We start from the raw sequence: 19,926 nt of genomic DNA, 5'->3' as shown, positions 1-19,926 counted from the left end.
ACTGCCTTCAATCTACATCTACCCTTTTAATCAACTTGAGCTTCGCTTCCCTTGATAGCTGCTTAATCTGAGCCTCTCTCTTAAGCGCTCGCGACCTGTTTAATGCTTTTTCACTATGTACTAATTTAACCGGAGCGCGACAACTGGTATACTTGCAACCATTACCGCTATCATGCTCTCTTAATCTACGTTTTAAATCTTTAGTTATGCCTGTATAAAACTTTCCATCTTTGCATTCAATAATATAAACATGCCAGGCCATAGGTAATTATTATAAATCCGGGGAAGACGATAATCAAGGTTTAATGCATCAATGAGATACTTTCAAAAAAAAATAGCCGCAGCTACTTTTTGTAACTACGGCTATTTTGTACGTAAATATATTATGTTTAAACCAAGATGTCTAAAAATTATTTCTTACAAACGCATTCATCAGCTTTCTTTTTACAGCCTTCGCAAACTCCATTCTTGATTGGCTTACCGCATTTCTTACATGGAGAGCACCCGCAAGAGTCGCACATGCTAATCACCTCCTTCCTTATTTTACCCTTCGATTTTTTCCATCGCTTGAGCGCAACAAACAAGTTCTCCGCCGCCAACCTTTGTTACAACAACCTCATTACCGCAAACATTACACCTATACTTCTCTCCTGTTTTCTCAACAGCCATTTTATTCTCCTTATTTTACATTCTGATAATCTTGTCTAAAGGAGCGCCGCATATAGGACAATGCTCCAGTTCACCCTCAAGCCGTCCCGTATTGCCACAAGATGTGCATACATAATAGCCATATTGGCCTATATCTTCTCCTTTACTATAAGCTTTAATTGCTTCCGGCAATAATCCGGAATAGTTATTTTTTGCACCATATGCCTCGCCGAACGCATACCGGGCTAAAGGCAAATTTGCTTTGATAGAATACGGTAGATATTTTAAAAGAAGCTCAGCTGTATCTGCTTTTTCAATCTTCCGGCTCAATTTAAGATTATGCCCAATACCCTGCAGATTATTTAGAATACTAAAATAATTCTTCGCATGAAAAAAAGCCGACTTGGATAATGCCAAAAAAAGTTTTTCTATCCCGATAAAACCCTTTTCATGCGCATCATCTGCAAAAAATTGATAACGGATATGTGCCATTGCTTCGTTTCGAAAAGCCTCATCAAGATATTTTTCAATTTTCTTGTTTTTGATCTCGCGGCCATATGATACATCTGCTAGCGACATGTATTCATATTGCAACCTGGAATTCTTATCAAAGTAGAACCTTAATACATGATGAAATGAACTATTCTTATCTGGTAAACGGCCAAAAAATTCCAGCCTTGCCCCGCCTCCGGCTGATACGATTATCTTATAACCATCTAAATTATCCTCAAAAAAAGAATGAACATGCCCTGCGAGTATATACCTGATATTATTTTTGTAGGGATCCAAAATCGGTTTTAACTTCCGCCATTCTTCAACCTTCATGCTATTGGTAGAGAAATTGTTCGGAGGAGGGATATGGAATAATATCAGTATATTTTTACGCTTATAGCCTTTTAAAGATTCATCAAGGAAATCGAGAGTTTCGGCTTCAAAAAATCTTTTTGAATTATCCAGAACAACAACCAATAAGTCATCGTTTACCAATATATAATTCTTCAGGCCAAAATATGTTACGTAATAATCAGTATCATGATTGCCGCATAAAGTATAGACACGATTTGGAGATACATTATTTATAATTCCGTAAATGTGTTTATAAAACTCTTCCAGCCCAAATGGGACAAGATCACCCAAAATAATCTTAAAATCTGTATGCGTACAACTCATTGCTTTTGCAAAAGTAGTCATTATCTCTACACCAAGCCCATCACATCCGGGATCGCCAAGAACAGTAAAAGATGAAACTTTGTTTATAAAGTTTACCTTTTCTTTTACTTTGACAACACCATTAATCCTTTCTTTTCTCAAAATAGTTCCTCCTATTAAAAAAATAAGAGGCAGATATACTTAGCTCTTAATCTGCCCCTTAAAATTATTCTTTATTCCGCAACTCATAACTATCTCCTCTGTTGCGTTTTTATTATTATATCATTTTATATATAATATCAATATTTTTCCTCTTTATGAATATTTATTACTATAGCTTCAGCGGAAACTGCACTAAGCTGAGTAACTACTTATTTTATTCCCCGGTTTCCCGCACACGGGCCCTTAAAATTTTCTTTGCGCCATGAAGGCGTTTTGATTCCAATATCTTTAATTTCGCCCTGCGCGACCTTCTTCTTTTCTGCCGGCGAATTTTTTCAATGCGTTTTTGTTCTTCAGAAAGCTTTCCTAAGATCAAATTCTCAATTTTCTTTAATAGAATCTGCCGGGCACGATAACGGTTTTGAGCCTGAGAACGCTCTTCCTGGCACTTAACTTCAATGCCCGTAGGAAGATGGATTAGCTGCACACAAGTAGAGACTTTATTCACATTCTGCCCACCCGGCCCTTGCGCACGGACAAATCTTTCTACAATATCATCCTCACGCACGCCCAAGCGCGCCATAATGCCTTGTAGTGATTTTTCTTTATCTAATCCAACCATAAATTAATCTTGCCAGCGGAAATGCACGTAAATCCTTCCCCAGCCCTTATCTGTTTTTTCATAACGAGAATAAAGCTTGCGGATTTCTTTTTTATTCAGAAAAACCAAAATGCGCTTTTTAATGCTCTCAGCAGCTTCTCCGTAAGCAATCTCAACAATCCTTGCGCGGCTATCCACTGCTTTCTGAATAATCTCTGCGAGTTTTTCCTCCATATCCGGAATTACCGGATACACATTCAATTTCAATCTCATCGTTTATAGCCGCCCGGCTTACTTCGTCCTTTAAACCGTGGTTTTTGCGAATGCTCACCGCCTGCTTTCTTCCATGGCCGCGCTTCTCCCTCAGTTTTCTTCCAAGGCTTACTCTCACCCGCACTCTTCTGCCAAGGTTTTGGCTGATCTCTTCTTTTACGCCAGCGCATTGGATTTTCCTGACGATTACTTCGCCATGGCTTAGCTTCTTCCTGAATTCCAACTAAACCTTGCCGTTTCATATAACTATTCGTGCGCCTGCCGCCCCTGAATGTACCGGGTTTGTTTAAGACTGAATTAAACCGGTTTTTTTTCTGTCCTCTTTCTTCAACTGCAATCTTCGGCTGCCTGTTGCCTCTTAAACTGCTTGCAGCTTGAGCTTTAGTTTTAGGACGCGAAGGATTCACAACAAGAACACGCCCCATAAATTCCTTATCGTTAAGAGCAGTAATCGCGGAAAGCGCCTGCTGTTCATCAGGCATCTCCACAAAACCGAACCCTCTTGACTTGGGCGCTTTTTTCTCTCTCTCCATCACGATTGTCACAGAAACAACATTCCCAAATCCTTGAAAAAGGTTCTTTACATCACTCTCATTGGCGTCAAACGACAAATTACCTACGAAAATATTCATCTTAATCTCCTGTCCTCCTTACTTACTATCCATAACCTTCTTAAAAAAATTAAACGGCAAGAACTTTCTTTGTTTCTTTACTTAAGATTTCTTTACATTTTGCACATACTATCATTCTTGTCATTTTATCATTTATAATCGTTAATATTGCTTCCAAATAATTATGTGACATTTTTACACCACATCTCATACAGCTATTCATTTGTACCCCCTTTATAGGAAAAAATAGGGCTCGGCACTGACAATGCCGAGCCCTTATTAAGTTTTAAAGTTAAAACTAGACGACATAGGCCGTCAGTTCGCCCTTAGGACAAGGAACACTTTCCTTGCTTTTAACGACCTTCGTTTTTACGTTTTGAATAACAATCCTTGCAATATATCGGACGGTCTTCTCTAGGCTTAAATGGAACTTCGCACTCTTTTTTACATTCCGAGCAAACTGCCTTGTGCATTTCTCTTGGTCCGCCGAAACCACCACCTTGATACCCCATGTTTCCTCCTTTTATTTCTGTTTAAGGCTTTAGCCTTAAGTTGTAATTATATGTCTTTTTAACAAAACTTGCAAGCGTTTCTTTATCCTAAAACAACCTGATCTTCAGGGGCTTGCTCAGGGCCAGAAATGGCCTCTGCCGCTTTTTTCTCCAGCTTTCTTTGTTTCTTTTCTTCTGTCTTCTTCTTCCTGTCTAATTCTTTCTGGTACTTTTTATAAGAATAATTGTCTCTGGCCACAATAGTCTCCTTTATTTACTGACTTTACTCCTAAGAACCACTTTCTGCAAGCTTTTAATTCACTCTGCCAATTCTGCCAAATAATCCCACCGGTCATATGCTGCTTGAAGCTGCTCAGACAGAGATTCGGACCTGGCTTTGGTTTGGCTGATTTCCTCAGGAGGGCGCTGGTAAAAAGAAATATCTTCAAATAAATTGTAGAGCGTTTTTTGTTCCTCTTCCAACTGCTCAATCATTAAAGGGAGTTTATCTAATTCCTGCTGCTCTTTAAAATTAAGCTTTCGCGGAACAATAGGTTTTGCTTTTATTACAGGTTCTTTCTTGATTTTATTTTTTACAGGCGTAGGCTTTGCTATTGGCTGCCGCTGATTCAACCAATCATCATAGCCTCCGGGATATTCCTTAATGACACCTTCTCCTTCTAAAACAATCGTTGAAGTTACCACGTTATTTAGAAATGCCCTGTCGTGGCTGACTAAAAGCAGCGTTCCGGGATAATCAAGAAGCAATTCTTCCAGAAGTTCTAAAGTCTCAATATCCAAATCATTAGTAGGCTCATCCATTACCAGCACGTTAGAAGGCTTGGAAAATAACTTTGCAAGAAATAAACGGTTGCGTTCCCCTCCAGAGAGCACCTTTATCTGCGTACGCGCGCGGTCAGGAGCAAAAAGGAAATCCTGTAAATATCCCAAGATATGCCTAGGTTTGCCGTTAATGATTATAGTTTCACTCTCTCCGTTTATATTCTCGGCAACCGTCTTATCTTCATCCAACTGCTCGCGCAGCTGGTCATAATAAGCAATTTCTAGATTTGTCCCCAAAACAACTTTTCCTCTTTGGGGGCTAAGCTTCCCAAGTAAAATCCGCAGCAGTGTAGTTTTGCCGCTGCCATTAGGGCCAATCACTCCGATTTTATCCTGCCGCATGATCCGGGTAGAAAAATCCCTAATCAAACACTTATCATCATAAGCAAAATTAAGTTGAACTGCTTTAATCACCCGGTGTCCGGAAAGAACTGACTTTTGTGCGCGCATACGCACAAGGCCTTCCTGCTTACGCTGAGTTTTCTTTAATTCTCTTAAGCGTTCCAGAGCCTTAACCCTGCCTTCATTACGGCACCTTCTGGCCTTAACTCCTTTACGAATCCAAATCTCTTCCTCGGCTAATTTTTTATCAAAATGATTCCACTCTGATTCTTCAATATCCAATGCCGCTTGTTTGCGCTCAAGAAAAGTATTATAATCGCATGCCCAGCTAAAAATCCTTCCACGGTCAAGCTCAACAATCCTTGTTGCTAAGTGCGTCATAAATAACCGGTCATGGGTAACAAAGAAAATTGTTCCCGGATAGCTGGAAAGAAATCCCTCCAGCCAATTAATTGAATCAATATCTAAATGATTGGTGGGTTCGTCAAGGAGCAAAACTTCAGGCCTTAAAACAAGAGCCCGGGCTAAAAACACCCTGCGTTTTTGTCCTCCGGAAAGGCTCTTAAAATCCATATCCCCGTCAAGTTTCATCTTGCCAATAACATTCTCAACCTGATTGTTAACATCCCAACTATTGGTATGGTCCAACTCTGCCTGGAGATCGTCAAGTTGTTTTAATAATTCCGGAGTGTGTTCCCTATGAAGACGATGGGTAACATGATGGTACTGGCTTAATAAATTGGCGCGAGCACCCAAACCAGAAAGGACGATATCAAAAACACTTCCTTCCATATCAACCGGGACTTCCTGCGGCAGATGCGTAACCTGAATGCCTTTTTGAAAAATTATTTTCCCGCTATCAAGCTCAAGCTGGCCAGTCATTATTTTCATAAGCGTAGTCTTGCCTGCGCCGTTTCGGCCAAGCAAGGCAATACGCTCCCCGGGCTCTAGCTGCAGATTCAAATGATCAAAAATAAGCGGGCCGCTGAATCTAAGAGTAGCTTCTTGGATACTGATTAAAGACATATCTTTCCCATTTTCTTACATGATACACCCGGCCGTATATGATCGGCCGGTGTTTTTTTTGTAAAAACAAAAGGCCCGAATCTTAATAAAGATATCGGGCCTTGTTTAGCCTAATAGTTTAAAGTTTAACTAAATTAGCAGCCTGTTCGCCTTTTGGGCCCTGTACGATGTCGAACTCGACCTGAGCACCTTCAGCTAAAGACTTATAACCTTCACCTTGAATTGCAGAATGATGTACAAAAACATCTTTTCCGTTCTCCGGAGTGACGAAGCCATAACCTTTCTGATCACTAAACCACTTTACTGTTCCTTTTGCCATTGTTTGTTACCTCCTTTTCTCGAAATTTAGTAAACTGCTAGACATCTACACATCATCTTCACCTGCCCGGACAGGGCGCACCCGCCTATCCTTTAAGGCGAGGTGCCGCTTCGAATTCTTAGATTCCCAGCTAGACAAACAATGACAAACAAAAAACCGCAAGGTCAGATATCCTGTCCTTACGGCTAAGACTTCTAAACTTTTACTTTATTTAGTATATCACAAATCCACCGTTTGTCAATGATTATTAACTTAAGTATTTCTATTTTCTAAACTTTTGATCTAACAATGAAAGAATCTTTTCCTCAAAGGAACCACGGTTATCCCGCCTCTGCTCAACCGTATCATCCAATCCTCCTCCACCCAATACCGCATAAGCCTTTACCTCGTTAACCAACTTGGATAACTGCATGAGGATGAGCTCCCGCTGTGCCCTGTAAAGCGATCGCTGCGCATCAAGAACACTCAAGTAGCTATCAATTCCATTTGTATAGCGCTTGCTTGAAAGGGTATAAACTTTCTGCGCGGAATCAACCATAGATTGCTGCAACACTATTTGCTGGTTAACTGTGCCTTGCACAGCAAGGACATCAGCTACTTCCTTGAAGGCTGTTTGAATGGTTTTTTCATATTGAGCCAGTGCTATTTTGCGAGACGTTTCACTAACTCTATATGCAAACCATATACTTGGATCAAAAATTGGCATCACAACTTGTGGCGCATAGCTCCACGTACCCCTACCGCCTGAGAATAAACCAGAGAATTGATTGCTTGCCGAACCAAGAGTAGTTGTAAGTGAAATAGTAGGGAAAAAAGCAGCACGGGCTGCCCCAATATTAGCATAGGCGCCTTTTAATTTGTGTTCCGCACTTATAATATCCGGGCGCCTAAGCAATACCTCGGAAGATAGCCCGGGGAAAATATCGGTAAGCGGAGTAATTTCTGTCAAGCCAGCAGGCAATAGATTTTCCGGCACTACAGAACCAGCCAGAAGATTTAACGCGTTTTGATCCTTTGCTAACTGTTGCGTGTAAAGCACGACATCTCCCATAGCAGTATCCACCTGGGTTCTGGACCGCTGTAAATCAATTTCATTTACAAGATTAAGTTTATATTTTTGCAATACTAAATTATATACGCCTTTCTGCGCCTCAAGTGTGGACTGAGCTAATTTAAGATTCTCCCGGTCTGCAGCAATAATCATATACGCTCTGGCAACTTCAGACAAAAGCGTAATCTGCGCGCTGCGACGGGCCTCCTCTGTAGCAAAATAATCTTCCAATGCCTGCTTACTAAGGCTACGAATACGGCCGAAAAAATCAATCTCCCAAGCAGCTATGCCTAAATTAGCGCTATATTGTTTGATTGTATCCGGAGTTCCCGCGGCCACAAAATCAGAAGAATATTTTTGCTTACTATACCCTGCATCGGCATCAACAACCGGCAACAACTTAGACCACGAAATTCCGTATAATGCCCGTGCCTTTTCAACATTCAAAACAGCAAGCCGCAGGTCTCGGTTATTATGTATAGCCGTCTGAATAATCGTTTGCAATCTCGGATCAGTAAAAAATTCTCGCCATTTTAATTTAGTAACATCCTTAACATTAGCTGCCTGTTTGTCTGTAGAATAAGCATCCCCTGTAGGCCAATTGCTGGAAATCGGAGCTTGCGGCTTCTTATACTTCGGAGCCATAGTACAGCCACTCAGGAAAATAGCAATTCCTATAATCAAAATAAGTATTCGTTTCATATTATTTTTCTTTTACAGTTTGCAACTTACCCTTATTTGCGAAAAAACGGGTTACAATGATAAAAAATAGCGGAATAAAAATAAGATCAATAAATGTAGCAGAGAGCATACCTCCGACAACTGCTGTTCCAATCGCATTCTGTGCCCCTGCCCCTGCGCCAGTAGATATAGCTAAAGGCAAGACTCCGAAAAAGAAAGCCAATGAAGTCATTATAACCGGACGGAATCTGGTTTTTACCGCTCCCAGGGTTGCCGCAACAAGTTCTTCTTTATGCTCCAAGCGCTGCTGTGCAAACTGAATAATCAGGATAGCATTTTTAGTGGACAAACCCAAGGTAGTAAGAAACCCAATCTGGAAGTAAACATCGTTTGGCATTCCGCGTAACGAAGTTAACAGCGTCGCTCCAAAAACACCCAGTGGCAACATCAACATATTAACAATAGGAATCGACCAGCTTTCGTATAATGCCGCAACACACAAAAAGATAATCAAGATGGAAAAAGCGTAAAGCGGGCCTACCTGGGCACCGGCTTGCCTCTCCTGATAAGAAAGCCCTGTCCAATCATAGCCGAATTCGCGAGGCAGTTTCGCAGCAAGCTCCTCCATAACATTCATCGCCTCTCCGGAACTTTTTCCTTTTGCAGCTTCACCCGAGATATTGATAGACGGAAAACCATTGTAACGCTCCAGCCTCGGAGACCCAAAGACCCAGTGGCCCGTAGCAAAAGCAGAATAAGGCACCATCTTGCCTTTTGTATTCCGCACATAAAGATTTTTCAAATCATCCGGAAGCATGCGGTAAGGCGCGTCAGCCTGGATATCCACATGTTTAATCCTGCCATCTTTAATAAAATCATTGACATAAGCGCTGCCAAAGGTAGTAGAAATTGTATTCTGGATAGAAGCAACAGAAACACCCAAACTTCCCGCCTTATCCCAATCCAAATCTATTTTATATTGAGCAACATCATCGAGCCCGTTAGCTCGCACGCGAGTAAGACGTGGATCCTTGTATGCCATGCCAAGAAGTTGATTACGGGCTTCCATCAATTTCTCATGCCCGGCGCCGCCTCGATCCAACAACTCAAACTCAAAACCTTTTGAACTACCCAATTCAACGATGGCCGGTGGAGAAAAAGCAAAAATCATCGCCTCTTTATATGAAAGAAATTCCATCATGGCGCGATTTGATACAGCGTCAGATTTAAGCTCTGGCTTATTACGCAAATCCCAATCCTTAAGCTTAATAAATGCCATACCGGTATTTTGCCCGTGGCCGGAATGATTCATACCGGAAATCGTTAAAATAGACTCAACTGCTTCTTTTTCATTGTCTACAAAATACTGTCGGACTTTTTCCATCACCTTCTCAGACTGTTCAAGCGTTGATCCCGAAGGTAAATTACACATAATCAACATTACCCCCTGGTCTTCATCCGGCAGATAACCTGTAGGCATCCTTAAGAAAACAAACAACATCACTGCGACGATTAAAAAATAGTAAAAGATATACCGTTTACTCTGGTTAAACGAGCGTCCAACCAGCCGTATGTAAAAATCGCGGGTCTTAAAGAAATTCTTATCGAACCAACTGAAGAAAGGGCGCAAAATCGCAATACCACCCTCTGCAGGCTGATGCCCTTTTGGCACTGGCTTTAGAATTGAAGCGCAGAGAACCGGAGATAAAACCAAGGCCACGACTACTGAAAGAAGCATTGAAGCAATAACGGTTACTGAAAACTGCCGGTAAATAATACCTGTGGATCCCGAGAAAAATGCCATCGGGCCAAATACCGCTGAAAGCACTAAACCAATACCGATTAACGCAGGGGTAATCTGCTCCATAGATTTAGCAGCGGCCTCCCGAGGCAAAAGCCCCTCCTCGCTCATAAGCCTTTCCACATTCTCTACAACAACAATAGCATCATCCACCAAAAGCCCGATAGCCAAAACCATGGCAAACATCGTCAACATATTAATTGAATACCCAAACAATGCTAACACCCCAAAAGTGCCCAACAAGACCACCGGCACTGCGATTGTCGGAATAAGCGTTGCGCGAATATTGCCCATGAACAAATACATAACCAGAAAAACCAAAATAATCGCAACAACTAAAGTCTTAGCTACCTCTTTTATAGCTACACGGGTAAAAGGAGTAGTATCGTAAGGATATGTTGCCTTTACGCCTTGCGGAAAATAACGGCTCAACTCTTCCATTTTTGCTTTGATTGCATCAACAGTCTTAAGTGCGTTAGCTCCCGGCTCTTGACGAATTGCAATAGCTGAGGAAGGCTGTCCTTTATTAAAAAATACTTTTGTATCGGAAATATCGCTACCCAATTCGGCACGGCCAATATCCTTAACACGGATAGTTGAACCATCCGGATTGATACGAATAGGAACATTGACAAACTCTTCAGGAGTTTTAAGCAAACTCTGTACAATAATAGAAGCATTTAAACGCTGTCCCTTTATAGCAGGAGCGCCGCCGAATTGCCCGCCGGAAACTTCAACATTATAATCTTGCAATGCCCGAATAACATCTTCCACTGTCAATCCGTAACTAGTCAGTTTTTTAGGATCAAACCAGATACGCATTGCATATTCACCGCCCATTGCCTCTGCTTCGCCAACTCCGGGCACACGCGCGATTACCGGCTGTATAACGCTGCTTAAGTAATCACGCAAATCAACTTCGTTCATACTGCCGTCTTCAGAAACAAGCCCTACAATTATCAGATAATTCCTGGTGGATTTCTGGACTGTTATTCCCCTGCGTTGCACTGAATCAGGAAGGCGTGGCATTGCCAACTGAAGTTTATTTTGTACCTTGGTCCAGGCAATGTCCGGATCAGTACCCGGAGCAAATGTCAATTCAATGGAAGACATACCGGAAGAATCACTACTGCTAGACATATAAAGCATCCTATCCAAACCGGTCATCTGCTGTTCAATAATCTGCGTAACGCTATTTTCCACTGTTTCCGCCGAAGCACCGGTATAAAAACCACCGATTCTGATTGATGGCGGAGCAACAGGGGGATATTGAGCAATAGGCAAAGTATAAATTGCCAAAAGCCCGAGCACCATTATAACAATGGCAATTACCCAGGCGAAAACAGGACGCTCAAGAAAAAATTTTGATATCATAATTCTCCGTTTACTTCTTACTCAATTTATTTTTCACTTCCAGTGTCAAATGAAATAACCTTTACCGAAGATCCAGGCCTAACTTTTTGTATTCCCTCAACAATTACTTTATCGCCAGGATTAAGCCCTGAAGTAACAAGCCATTTATCTCCGATAGCTCGATCAAGCACAAGTATGCGTTGCTCAACCTTATCCTCAGCATTTACGATCAATGCAAGGGCTTCGCCTTTCGGGTTACGTGAAACCCCCTGCTGCGGAACAAGAATAGCATTTTCATTAACGCCTTCGGTGATAATCGCCCGAACGAACATACCCGGCAATAGAACGCTTTTTGGATTTTGAAAAATTACCCGTAAGATAACTGAACCAGTTGTCGGGTCCACTGTAACATCCTGAAACTGAAGCACGCCTTCCGAAGAATATACTGTGCCATCTTCAAGGATAAGCTTTACCTTATTCTGATTCTCAATATCATGTTTTAGATGCCCACCCTCCAAACTATTTCTAAGCCGCAGTAATTCTGCAGTTGATTGAGGAATATCAACATATATAGGATCCAACTGCTGAATAGTCGCAAGAGCCACAGGTTGATATGCTGTCACAATATCACCATCAGTTACGCTGGAAGCCCCGATTCGCCCTGCAATCGGAGAAACAATTTTTGTATAATTAAGATTGATACGCGCCATTTCCATTTCTGCTTCTGCCTGTTTCAAAGACGCATCCGCATCATCAAATTCCTGCTGACTGACTGCTTTTTCAACGAGTGCTTCCTTGTAACGATCAACTTTCAACCGCAGAGCAGGCAAGTTAGCCTTAGCTTTATCAAACGCCGCTTGGAACGGAGCAGGATCAATCTGATAGAGCACTTGTCCTGCCTTGATTTCAGAACCTTCCGTGAACAAACGCTTCTGGATAAGGCCATTAATCTGGGGACGGATTTCATCAGTAAGAAAAGCAGTTGTTCGTCCGGGTAATTCAGTCGTAATAACTACCCGTTCAGGACGCATCTCTACCACAGCCACTTCAGGTTTATACGCAGGCCTTTCGCCTTGCTTCCCACACCCAGTTATCGTCAAAAACAGAGACGAAACACCTGCAAAAAAGATAACGAATAATATTTTATTGGAATCCACTTTGCTGTACATTTTTCTCCTATCCCGGTTCCACCCCTTTAAAAAAAACTTGAAGGATAAAATCTGTCATATCAATTATTTTTTCTGTTTTGCTTATTCCTTTAAAACAAGGGATAATAACCGCGTTTAACATTGAAATTAATACATACGCTAATTTTTCTGATTCTAAATCCTTCCTGATCAAAGATTTCTCTTGCGCATCTTTGAGTAATTCAGCAATGTAATCTATGTATTTCACAAACCTGTCAACCGAGGTCTTTGAAATCCTGTCTTTGATCACCCAACGAAGCCCGCCTCTTTCTGAGAAATAAATCTTAAAGAAATCAAAATTCTTTTCAAAATACGTCAATTGCTGGCGCACCAAAACCTTAATCTTCTCTTTAGTGTCTCCTGTTTTATCCACTTCTTTTTTTACTTCCGTTATTAAATCTCCTAATTTTCTTTCAATAAGCTCTAAATATAAAATTTCCTTATCCGTAAAATACTGATAAATTGTCCCCACAGCATACTGAGCCTCTTTAGCTATATCCTGAATTGTGGTTTTATAATATCCTTTTGCGGCAAAAACACGTTCAGCAGCCTTTAATATATCGCTTTGACGCAACAACTTGTCTCTTTCTTTTCTGTTAAATGGAACCATTTTGACCTCAGCTCTTTAACATTATGATTCAATTAATGAATACTTATTCAAAAAAGAGTATACCATTCTACTGTTATTTTGTCAAGCTGTTGTTCAGAAAAAAAATGCGCTGTTTTCCTATATAATATAAGAAATCAACGCAATTATATCTATTCCGGGAAGTTCTCAGGTTAAGAATCCTTTGGTTTATTTTGAAAAAACAAACCGCTGATTTTTCCTGTCCCAAGCGCCTTGCCTAACTCCCTCATCCCAAAAAAAGGAATAAAGATAATGGATACTGCAAGCATCCCGGCAAACCATTCATACGAAAAGCATTTAATGAACGAACCAAAGGTTAATGCAGGAGCCCCGCCGCGCAAAAGCATAGAAACTATTGCTTCAATTATGCCTAAGATAGCAACGCATATACTAAAAACGAATGACTTAAAAAGAGTAGGGAAAATTAATGGCCTGTTTTCAAATCCCTGCCCTACCTTTAAATGCTCTCCGATTAATATAACCTTAGCCAGCACTAACCCTTTTATAAAACTGATTCCGAAATGCCCATAGCTAATATTATAATGCGCTAATATTAACCTTTTATAATTTGTGAAAATGCTGAAAAATATAGTTATATAAAGCACATTGACCCAGTAAGTCTTAAATTCACTCCATATCTTCTGTTTTAGTCCCATAATAAAGGTTGTTTGCAACAAACTAACTATAATTATTTAATCTTGAATCATTTTTATAACAACTAAAGGGAAATTTCTTGGAATTTACTAGATTAATTATAGACGCAATACCTCAATATATCAATATTATTCTGGATTTAGAAAAATGATTCTTTTATTGCTTACGGTTAGCTAATTCAAGCAATGAAACGCTAAACCCCTCTACCACGCAAGCCATGCTATCAAAATCCAGCGTATCCCATGTATCGGCATTAGTATGGTATTTATTATTTCTAAGAGAACTCGTATCGCTTACCATCACCGTAGGATAACCCTCTTTCCAAAATGCCCAGTGGTCGCTGAAATCTATAGTAGGGTCAAAATTAGTTGCTAACAATACAATGGGGAATCGAGAATTCCTCTGGAAAGATTTTATAAGGAAACTACTCAAACCGCTGGACCGGGAATTAGAGAATACGGAGATAAAATTCCCTCTGTTCGGGAGAAACAAACCAGTTATTAAAGGAAAGTATCTTTGAGAATTCATTTTATCCGTGTAATAACCTACCATATCAAAAATCACAGCATACCTGATATTCTTTGCTTCGGCGCGGGCTAATCGGACAAATAACCGGCTGCCCATAAGCTCCGTCTTAAAAAACGGATCCTCTTCGCAGGTAAAAAAACAAAACTCTATACTTCTTGAAGTAGGGCTATTTACTAAGATCCGGGCTAACTCTAAAACTACGGCAACGCCGCTTGCATTATCATCCGCTCCGGGAGTAGCAACAGTATCATAATGCGCGCCCACAACAATGATTCCATCAGGCAAAACTGATCCTTTTTTCCGGGCAACAATATTCTTTACTGCCTTGCCCTCTAAAAAATATTCCTGAAATTTAACTGTATAGTCGTAATATTCAAGTTTTCTTGCGATATATTCTGCCGCCTGTTCCAGCTTCGGATAATGATCAAGATTACGCTCTCCTATCTCCTCAGAAAGTTTATGCACATGCGCCTTTAGCCTTTCTGCAATCCGGGCATCCTTTGGCTTCGGCCTTTTCTTTGTAGCAGTAAAATTTAATCCAAAAGTAAAAGAATTCGCTACCGCCAGTAAGCACAAAATAATAAGTACTAAATCTATAAACCTGCGCGTTACTTTTTTATTAATTTTCACTCCTCGTTATCCCCCAGAATTCTAACGCAAAAAGGGCATTTAATTAAATCTTCTGTAAAGTTATGCTGTGTTTTTCCGCAAATATCTCCAAGGTTGCGTCGGATAAGCTGAATTTATCATTAACAATATACCCATCATTATTAAAAATCAGAGTATCTCCGACAATCCTGTATTTTTCCGTAGTTTTCTCAATCTTACCGTCCTCATGAGTCTTGGTTGTAACCGCTGTTCCGTCAGGATTAAAACGCACCACCGTTGAAACAACCGGTTCCTTGGGCTGCGGGCTAATCTTAATCACCTGCCAGGCTGTCCCGGAAAGCGGCTTTAATTCATCTTCAGAAACTTGCTGCATTTTCTTAGCTTTGTCTTTATCCATTTCGTTACCGATAAGATATCCGACTCCAGCACCTACTCCTGCGCCGATTAGAGTTCCAGCTACATTACTTCCAATCAAATTTCCTGCCAAAGCTCCCAGCCCTCCGCCGACAATAGCTCCGGTTCCGCCTTTAGTAGAACAACCAGTTAAAGCTGCAACGCAAAAAATTACCGCAACAAACCCGCCAAAGATTCGCTTCATCCTAACCTCCGTTTTTGACATTAAGTGCCTTATAGCAACAAAAGTTTTTAATTTTGTTCTGAATCTCCGGGCATAAGATCTTCATTGACACGCCGAGCGTCAAACAATTTGCCATTTTCATCGAACCTAAGCTGCATAACCCAACAAAAGACTTCCTCTGGCCATTTACCATCGGGCAAAAGCTTTGTAGGGTCAGCCCCAAGGGCGGACAAAAGTCCCGGGATTTTACCGTGGTGCCAGCAAATTAAAAGATTCTGTCCGTGCGGATAATCTTTAATTTCCTGGGCTAGTTTGGCGAAATCATCATCCTGAAAGCGGCTTTCGATTTTCATACCGAGTGCCTTGCTAAGCGGCTCTATAGTCAAGCGTGGACGATGGCTTTCTTTAGAATCAGCTGTGGAAAATAAATAATCGAGTTTTACGATTTTCCCATCAATCATATATTTCTGAAAATATCCTGCGTAAGCTTTGGCTCGCGCTTCGCCGGCAGGAGATAATTCAAAACCTTCAGCTGGTTTTTCAGCATGACGAATAATAAGAATAACCGCATTCTTGAGCGGATTGGAATCGTTTGTGTACGATTGCACGTCTTGAGATTCAGCAAATGCCGGTATTGTTATTCCAACCAGAGAAAATATAACAATAAGGAATAAAATTATGTTTTTCCGAAATAAATTATTTTTAATCATATCTGCTTCCAATGAAATAAAAAATGGGGTGGCTAACGGGGATCGAACCCGCAAACCTTCTGAGCCACAGTCAGATGCTCTAGCCAATTGAGCTATAGCCACCAAAAACTACTACGCATGAATAACGGCGTGGCAATTACAACAAAGCCGTTCTAAGTTATCAATAGTGTTATTTCTACGGTTACCGTCTTTATGATGAACGATAAGGACTCTTTTATCAGAAATACCACACATTTTACATTTTAAAGGTATTTTATATCTATGCATTAAATCGCGATACGCGCTTTCTCCAGCAACCCAATTTGGAGCATTCACACCACAGCGGACATTCTTATTTTCCCACGAGCAATGGCAGCTAACTGAACAGAAGAATCTTTTGCTTTTTGACTTTCTATAGTCACGTGGGGTTCTATAAATTTTCTTTCCACAATAAGCACATTCTACCCACTTTCCGTTGAATTGAGACTGAGAACGGCATTTTATAGAGCAATACTTACCCCAACCCTTTTTAGCATGAAAAGGTTTTGTATAGAATTCCTCACCACAAATCTTACATTTTTGATTTGGCATGAGATTATTATATAAAAGAACAACAAAACTGTCAAGATGATGGATTAGCCTACAGTCTAATGCTCTAACCCAGCTACAAGCTTAATAATTAAAACATTTTCAAAGTATACCCTAGAAGGAAACTAAAATCAAGGAAGCTTCCTTCTTTTATGTTTTGGTTCAAAATTCTTTTTAGCCTCATTACCTACGGCAAAAATTCCATCAATTGCCGCTTTTGAAAGATCAGCCGATCCCTTAAATACTCCTTCAAGAAGCCTGCTGGGAAATTCTAAAATATCCTGCGCCCTGAATCCTCTGTAGGTCTTTGGCTCAGCAACCTTCTCCTCAAAAGCCATCTTTATACTGCCAAAGCCTAATTCGGGCTTATCCATTTTTGTCCTTAACGTAAAATCCAAAACCACCTTGCCTTGATCCATTGCTTTAAAAATATCTAAAACTGACAAAGAAACATTCTCGGGCTTTTGCCCTTCTTCAACCTGTTTCTTTTTCCTTACAATATTTGATAATTCCAAATGGCATTCAGCTGTAACATTATTATTTTTGCCATTTATATTGCTGGTAAAATCAAGATTTGCGCTTGCAATACGCGCCTTCTCCAAGTCAACCCATGCCGAATAATAAGGATAAAGATAAACCCCATCTATATCGGATATTTTTAATTTTGCCTTCATATCCTTTTTATAAAAATCAATCCAGCCTTCAGCATTGATCTTTCCTTCGGCCTTCCCTTCTTTCCATGGAATCTTTCCGCTTAAATCAAAATTCGTATTAGAGCTAAATGGAGAAGTCAAAAGATTAGTGAGGCTGAAATTAACATCTTTAACCACAATTTTAATACCAGAGGAACCTGCTGCGTTATCTGTAAAGTTTAACTTGCCATTCTTTACAAAAACTCTTTTTAATATAATGCGGCGGTGTTTCCTTCTTGGCCTTTCCCCTGTTTTGGTTCTTACGGTAGATGATGCTGTAATGTTATTTGCTACAGCAACAGGCACATTTATATTTTCTTTATCTCTGTGTAAATTCAATTCCGGCTTATCAATAACAAGCCTATTTATCCCGATTTTCCCAAAAATAAGATAAGGGATACTTAATGAAATCGAAAGATGGTCTATCTTACCCAGCTCTCCGATATTCAGGTTCTTAATTTCCATATCCATCGGAGGAACTATATAAAAAGAACCGACAGTTACTTTTTCATGAGTAAACCGCTCGATTTCTCTAATCGCAATCTGCCGGCCGGTAAAACTTAAAAATACATATGCAATTAATGTAAAGACTAAAAAAACTAAAACCGCTATCAAAACAACTTTTTTAAGAAAACTCATTTCTTTAAAGGTATGGAATTTTTGGAGAGGATTTTTTATTTCCATATTTTAAGATGAAGTACTGCCGACTAAAATAATGCGCCTGGGCCGAATCGAACGGCCAACCTACGGCTTAGCATACCGCACCGAATTTCTTCGGCCAATTGTTGCGGTCTGGACTATGTCTTCACCATTTCAGGTGTGTGGCGTTTAGTCTCTGAGGACTCCCCTTTTATTACAAGATAATCTCTCGCCCATCTAACGTATTTTTTCTGGTTATTATGAGTTTGATCAAAACGAATTGTCTTTGGGCAATTTAAGGAGTTAGGAATATACAGAACAATATCTTTCTCAGGACAAAATATAGCGTAAAAATCAAATTCTTTTTCACTATATCTCCTGGTATGGGACCCATTTTTATCGGCCCAACTTGTTCTAAATTTTACCTCAATTGCTCCATTCTGTTTTAAGGTAGCATATTTTACTTGTAACTTTACTATCGCCCCTTCATTCAAAACAACTACTAAATCATAAGGTTGATGTTCAGATAAAGGAACACAAGGAACGTGGCCCTTACTTACTAAATCAGCGATAGTTTTTGCTACTCCTAAATCAGCTTTTTCTTTCGTATGATGCAAACCCATCTCCTTTTTTGGGCTTTGATTACCTGTAATAGTTGGGTTGCCTGCAAGTTACCATAGTTTCAAACCTTAGGCTTTCTTGCATACAGCCACATCCACTTTATGCGTTTCTTTCCGCATAAAGGCTCCTATAGAAGGCAGTTGCTCTATCCATTTGAGCTACAGGCGCATATTCTGCTTATCAAATAATTAAATTCTTAGATTGCCCGCCAAAATACTTGGCGGGTCCGCCACGATTTGTGGCGGAAGCTACAGGCGCAACATCTATTATCTATTTTTTAGCTTTCGGGAGACCTTCATCAACGAACAATTCCCGAGGTTTCCGCTTCTCTAAATTAAAAACTTTAGCCCAATACTCCAAAGATTCACACTTACTTCTACGTTTATCAATGATTAAACCAAGATTTAGCTTTGCAGGAGTATAATCTGGGTCCATACGCAAAACTTCTTTAAATGCTTTCTCCGCAGTTTCCAAATCTCCGCTCTGTGCAAACATTACTCCGCGATTATTGAGAATAAACTTATTCCATTTTGTATTATTAGGGTCCATTAAGAGAGTTTTCTGGTAATTCATATTCGCAGCATCAAAATTACCTGCTTTTTGCTCTTGGACTCCCTTAACGTAATAATCGGCTGCCTCTTTAGGAATTAGTTCTTGAGCGAAACAAAATTTACTGCATAAAACCAATAAGCTGACTAAGAAACAAACTTTTCTAAAGGACATTTTTTTGCTCCTTTGCTTCGTGCTCCTCCTTGCTCGCATATGCTCGCAAGGATTTCGCTAAATCAAAATTAAGGTGCTCAAATTCGCACAACTGAACTTGCCCTGCTAAATCTCTACAAATACATGAAGCGGGACTGCGTCAACAGTCTGATACCCGTTAAAACATCGGGGCGACAGGACTTGAACCTGTGACCTCCTGCTCCCAAAGCAGGCGCTCTAGCCAAACTGAGCCACGCCCCGTAAAGTTTATAGATTATATCAACTTACTGCTTGTTTCTCAATATATTTCTGGATTATTTTTTTAGCCTTTTCTAACGCACGAAAACGATGGCTTATCTTATGTTTTACAACTAACCCCAATTCTCCAAAAGTTTTCTTTTTTTTTGGGTTATTAAACAAAGGTTAATACCAAAAACAATGCCTCCTTTGAAATTTAAAAC

Annotated in this window: 23 protein-coding genes and 2 tRNA genes; all 25 read right to left on the bottom strand. The window is 40.2% G+C overall.

Annotated features, from left to right (window positions below; all coding sequences use genetic code 11):
* Window positions 1–7 precede the first annotated feature (7 nt).
* The 25 genes from PHO70_03605 to PHO70_03485 all read right to left on the bottom strand — a co-directional run bounded on the left by PHO70_03605 (window position 8) and on the right by PHO70_03485 (window position 19,885).
* Window positions 8–262 (bottom strand): GIY-YIG nuclease family protein, encoded by a 255-nt coding sequence (locus tag PHO70_03605; GenBank protein MDD5432054.1) that lies wholly within the window; start codon window positions 260–262, stop codon window positions 8–10.
* A 281-nt stretch (window positions 263–543) separates the two neighbouring features.
* Window positions 544–669, bottom strand: a complete 126-nt coding sequence (locus PHO70_03600; GenBank protein MDD5432053.1) for a desulfoferrodoxin FeS4 iron-binding domain-containing protein — start codon at window positions 667–669, stop codon at window positions 544–546.
* 15 nt (window positions 670–684) lie between these two features.
* Complete coding sequence (locus tag PHO70_03595; GenBank protein ID MDD5432052.1) at window positions 685–1,959, bottom strand: metallophosphoesterase; 1,275 nt, start codon at window positions 1,957–1,959, stop codon at window positions 685–687.
* Between the two features lie 214 nt (window positions 1,960–2,173).
* On the bottom strand, window positions 2,174–2,581 hold the full coding sequence (locus PHO70_03590) for a peptide chain release factor-like protein (GenBank protein MDD5432051.1): 408 nt from the start codon (window positions 2,579–2,581) through the stop codon (window positions 2,174–2,176).
* A gap of 3 nt (window positions 2,582–2,584) precedes the next feature.
* On the bottom strand, window positions 2,585–2,833 hold the full coding sequence (locus PHO70_03585; protein ID MDD5432050.1) for a DNA mismatch repair protein MutS: 249 nt from the start codon (window positions 2,831–2,833) through the stop codon (window positions 2,585–2,587).
* Window positions 2,830–3,465 (bottom strand): hypothetical protein, encoded by a 636-nt coding sequence (locus PHO70_03580; GenBank protein MDD5432049.1) that lies wholly within the window; start codon window positions 3,463–3,465, stop codon window positions 2,830–2,832. The genes PHO70_03585 and PHO70_03580 overlap by 4 nt, the downstream gene beginning before the upstream one ends.
* A gap of 332 nt (window positions 3,466–3,797) precedes the next feature.
* Window positions 3,798–3,956: a DNA-directed RNA polymerase gene (locus tag PHO70_03575; protein MDD5432048.1), complete on the bottom strand. Its 159-nt coding sequence runs from the start codon at window positions 3,954–3,956 to the stop codon at window positions 3,798–3,800.
* An 82-nt stretch (window positions 3,957–4,038) separates the two neighbouring features.
* Window positions 4,039–4,194, bottom strand: a complete 156-nt coding sequence (locus PHO70_03570; GenBank protein ID MDD5432047.1) for a hypothetical protein — start codon at window positions 4,192–4,194, stop codon at window positions 4,039–4,041.
* Between the two features lie 59 nt (window positions 4,195–4,253).
* Window positions 4,254–6,146 (bottom strand): ATP-binding cassette domain-containing protein, encoded by a 1,893-nt coding sequence (locus tag PHO70_03565; GenBank protein MDD5432046.1) that lies wholly within the window; start codon window positions 6,144–6,146, stop codon window positions 4,254–4,256.
* Window positions 6,147–6,264: 118 nt separating this feature from the next.
* A complete protein-coding gene (locus PHO70_03560) occupies window positions 6,265–6,465 on the bottom strand; it encodes a cold shock domain-containing protein (protein ID MDD5432045.1) in 201 nt (66 codons plus the stop codon).
* Between the two features lie 262 nt (window positions 6,466–6,727).
* Window positions 6,728–8,218: an efflux transporter outer membrane subunit gene (locus PHO70_03555; GenBank protein ID MDD5432044.1), complete on the bottom strand. Its 1,491-nt coding sequence runs from the start codon at window positions 8,216–8,218 to the stop codon at window positions 6,728–6,730.
* A gap of 1 nt (window position 8,219) precedes the next feature.
* The gene (locus PHO70_03550) at window positions 8,220–11,372 is read right to left on the bottom strand and encodes an efflux RND transporter permease subunit (GenBank protein ID MDD5432043.1); all 3,153 of its coding nucleotides are present in this window, start codon (window positions 11,370–11,372) and stop codon (window positions 8,220–8,222) included.
* 26 nt (window positions 11,373–11,398) lie between these two features.
* Window positions 11,399–12,520, bottom strand: coding sequence for an efflux RND transporter periplasmic adaptor subunit (locus PHO70_03545; protein ID MDD5432042.1), 1,122 nt, complete (start codon window positions 12,518–12,520; stop codon window positions 11,399–11,401).
* Window positions 12,521–12,527: 7 nt separating this feature from the next.
* Window positions 12,528–13,148, bottom strand: a complete 621-nt coding sequence (locus tag PHO70_03540) for a TetR/AcrR family transcriptional regulator (protein ID MDD5432041.1) — start codon at window positions 13,146–13,148, stop codon at window positions 12,528–12,530.
* A gap of 170 nt (window positions 13,149–13,318) precedes the next feature.
* Window positions 13,319–13,822: a hypothetical protein gene (locus PHO70_03535; GenBank protein MDD5432040.1), complete on the bottom strand. Its 504-nt coding sequence runs from the start codon at window positions 13,820–13,822 to the stop codon at window positions 13,319–13,321.
* Window positions 13,823–13,976: 154 nt separating this feature from the next.
* Window positions 13,977–14,978 carry a M28 family peptidase gene (locus PHO70_03530; GenBank protein MDD5432039.1) on the bottom strand — a complete coding sequence of 334 codons (1,002 nt, stop codon included), beginning with the start codon at window positions 14,976–14,978 and terminating at the stop codon, window positions 13,977–13,979.
* A gap of 43 nt (window positions 14,979–15,021) precedes the next feature.
* The gene (locus PHO70_03525; GenBank protein ID MDD5432038.1) at window positions 15,022–15,555 is read right to left on the bottom strand and encodes a glycine zipper domain-containing protein; all 534 of its coding nucleotides are present in this window, start codon (window positions 15,553–15,555) and stop codon (window positions 15,022–15,024) included.
* Window positions 15,556–15,602: 47 nt separating this feature from the next.
* Complete coding sequence (locus PHO70_03520) at window positions 15,603–16,244, bottom strand: flagellar basal body-associated protein FliL (GenBank protein MDD5432037.1); 642 nt, start codon at window positions 16,242–16,244, stop codon at window positions 15,603–15,605.
* Window positions 16,245–16,268: 24 nt separating this feature from the next.
* A tRNA-His gene (locus PHO70_03515) sits at window positions 16,269–16,346 on the bottom strand.
* Between the two features lie 9 nt (window positions 16,347–16,355).
* Window positions 16,356–16,814: an HNH endonuclease gene (locus PHO70_03510; GenBank protein MDD5432036.1), complete on the bottom strand. Its 459-nt coding sequence runs from the start codon at window positions 16,812–16,814 to the stop codon at window positions 16,356–16,358.
* 128 nt (window positions 16,815–16,942) lie between these two features.
* Window positions 16,943–18,187, bottom strand: coding sequence for a DUF748 domain-containing protein (locus PHO70_03505; GenBank protein ID MDD5432035.1), 1,245 nt, complete (start codon window positions 18,185–18,187; stop codon window positions 16,943–16,945).
* Between the two features lie 113 nt (window positions 18,188–18,300).
* Window positions 18,301–18,759 carry a group I intron-associated PD-(D/E)XK endonuclease gene (locus PHO70_03500; protein ID MDD5432034.1) on the bottom strand — a complete coding sequence of 153 codons (459 nt, stop codon included), beginning with the start codon at window positions 18,757–18,759 and terminating at the stop codon, window positions 18,301–18,303.
* Window positions 18,760–19,033: 274 nt separating this feature from the next.
* A complete protein-coding gene (locus PHO70_03495; GenBank protein ID MDD5432033.1) occupies window positions 19,034–19,486 on the bottom strand; it encodes a tetratricopeptide repeat protein in 453 nt (150 codons plus the stop codon).
* Between the two features lie 165 nt (window positions 19,487–19,651).
* Window positions 19,652–19,726, bottom strand: a tRNA-Pro gene (locus PHO70_03490).
* An 18-nt stretch (window positions 19,727–19,744) separates the two neighbouring features.
* Window positions 19,745–19,885, bottom strand: coding sequence for a non-canonical purine NTP pyrophosphatase (locus tag PHO70_03485; GenBank protein MDD5432032.1), 141 nt, complete (start codon window positions 19,883–19,885; stop codon window positions 19,745–19,747).
* Window positions 19,886–19,926: the final 41 nt, after the last annotated feature.

It is taken from the genome of Candidatus Omnitrophota bacterium, assembly GCA_028715415.1.
Classification (GTDB): Bacteria; Omnitrophota; Gorgyraeia; order Gygaellales; family Profunditerraquicolaceae; genus JAQURX01.
This window is presented reverse-complemented; position numbering and strand designations above follow the sequence as displayed.